Origin of the sequence: Pseudomonas inefficax, from assembly GCF_900277125.1 — a bacterium.
Taxonomy (GTDB): domain Bacteria; phylum Pseudomonadota; class Gammaproteobacteria; order Pseudomonadales; family Pseudomonadaceae; genus Aquipseudomonas; species Aquipseudomonas inefficax.
Genome location: NZ_OPYN01000122.1, coordinates 1 through 1,951, shown reverse-complemented (window position 1 = coordinate 1,951; position 1,951 = coordinate 1). Strand labels below are relative to the sequence as shown.

General features: G+C 69.5%; 3 protein-coding genes. All 3 read right to left on the bottom strand.

Features of this window, described 5'->3' with window-relative positions:
- Positions 1-549: flavin-dependent monooxygenase QhpG (gene qhpG, locus JV551A3_RS14340; RefSeq protein WP_137010674.1), on the bottom strand; the 549-nt coding region annotated here is incomplete at its 3' end.
- Positions 542-1,219 carry a subtilisin-like serine protease QhpE gene (gene qhpE, locus JV551A3_RS14335; RefSeq protein WP_133978840.1) on the bottom strand — a complete coding sequence of 226 codons (678 nt, stop codon included), beginning with the start codon at positions 1,217-1,219 and terminating at the stop codon, positions 542-544. The genes qhpG and qhpE, both read right to left, overlap by 8 nt.
- A partial coding sequence (locus JV551A3_RS14330) for an ATP-binding cassette domain-containing protein (protein ID WP_133978838.1) occupies positions 1,209-1,951 on the bottom strand: 743 nt, incomplete at its 5' end. The genes qhpE and JV551A3_RS14330, both read right to left, overlap by 11 nt.

The window sequence follows — 1,951 nt, the reverse complement described above, 5'->3', positions numbered from 1 at the left end:
CCACGCCCAGCCATCCGCCAGGCTTTCCACCGCCGATGCTGGCGCCCCGGGGGCTGCCTGCCAGACATTCAGCAAGCTGACCGTTTCCGGCCCGCGCAGACGGTCTGCGGCCAGCGGGGCCTGGCGGCCTCGGGCTTCGACCAGGAAATCGGCCTGCAGTACTTGCCCATCGTCCAGGCGGATACGATGACCACCTTCGGGGACGACCTCATGCACCCGCCCCTCGACCACCCGCACACCCGCATGCTGAAGATCGTCGCGCAACGCCCGGTCAAACCTTTGCCGATCCAGCAAAAACTCCTGGTTCAGGTGTAGCTGCTGGCCGTTCCAGTGCACTTGCCGAGTCGCCGGCATCGCCGCCTGGCGCAAGGCCCCACCAAGGCCTGCGTGGCGCAGACCGTCCAGTACACGTTGCGAAACCCCTTCGACCGCCGCGAACCGGCGCCACTCGGACACCACCGTGACCACGTAGCCCAGCCGCCGCAGGCCAATGGCCGTGGCCGCACCCGCAGGGCCTGCCCCCAGCACCACAATGCGTGGTTCAGCCATGGCCGGCACCTCGTCGCTCAGGGCCGGTAAACGCCGCGTGTTGGCGCAACCAGTCATGAACCTGATGGCGGCTCATGCCCGGTTCCTCAAGCAGCAACGCAGCAATCCTGCCACTCAGGGCCGCGCAGCCGAGACTCGCGCCCGCCCTGCCGCCCGCACCCACATAACCGCCGAAGTCCGCCTGCCGGGTACCCAGCCAGGACCACTGGCCCGGCGCACAGCGGGCATCGCCGGTAACCCGGATCACCCCGGGGTAGCTGGCCGGATACACGGGCCCGCCCTGGGCCGGGCTGGAGGCGCACAACAGCACACCCGCGGCCATAGCCTCGGCGCAGGCCTGGTGCAGCACAGGCCGGTCCTGCTGCAGGCCAAGGCTGAGGTTGATCAGCGTAACCCCCGCCTCCACCAGCCACAGCAGCGCGGCCGCCACCTGCAGGGCGCTGGTGCTGGCCTGGGAGCCGAAAACCTGGGCCAGCAGCACGGGCACCGGCCCGGCCTCCCGCTGCAAGCCGGCGAGCACCACACTGCCGTGCCCAAGCTGGTCGGGCAGCATTTCACCTTCGCGCAGCTGGCCGTCCTCCAGCCAGAAGCGGCGCGCACCCAGTAAGACGCTGGCCTGCTCAGGCGTGCAACCACTGTCGATCACGCCAATACGCACATCAGTGCCCATGCTTGATTACCTCATCGGGCAGCACCTGCAACTGGCCAGCGTGCAGCTGCAGGTGCAGGTCGGCATCGGCCAGGGTCGAAGCACGGTGGCTGATCAGGATGCGCGTGCGGCCGGCGAACAGCTGGTCGATGGCCGCGATCACTTCGCGCTCGGTGGCTTCGTCCACCGCCGATGTGGCCTCGTCCAGCACCAGAATCGCCGGTGCCTGCAGCACCGCGCGGGCGATCGCAATGCGTTGCTTCTGCCCGCCGGACAGCTGCTGACCACGCTCACCCAGCAGGCCGTCCAGGCCCAGCGGCAGGCTATCGACCAGGCTGTCCAGCCGCGCCAGGCGCACCACCCGCTCCAGTTCCGCGCGGCTGGCCTCGGGCACGCCATAGGCCAGGTTCTGCGCCAGGGAGCCACGGAACAGCACGATATCCTGGCTGACCACAGCGATGCGCCGGCGCAGCGCGGCCAGGTCCAGTTCGCGCAGGTCGGTGCCGTCCAGCAGGATGCGCCCGGCGTCCGGGTCGTAGAAGCGCTGCAGCAGGTCGATCAGGGTCGACTTGCCCACCCCGGAGGCACCGCTGATGGCCACCTTCAGGCCACCCGGCACGCACACCTGCACGTCGTTCAGCACCGCGCCCTGGCGCCCTTCATGGGCAAAGCTCACCCCCTCCAGGCGCAATTCACCCGGGCCGCCCTGGAAACCCTCCTCGGTCACCTCGGTCCAGCGTACCGCTGGGCTCC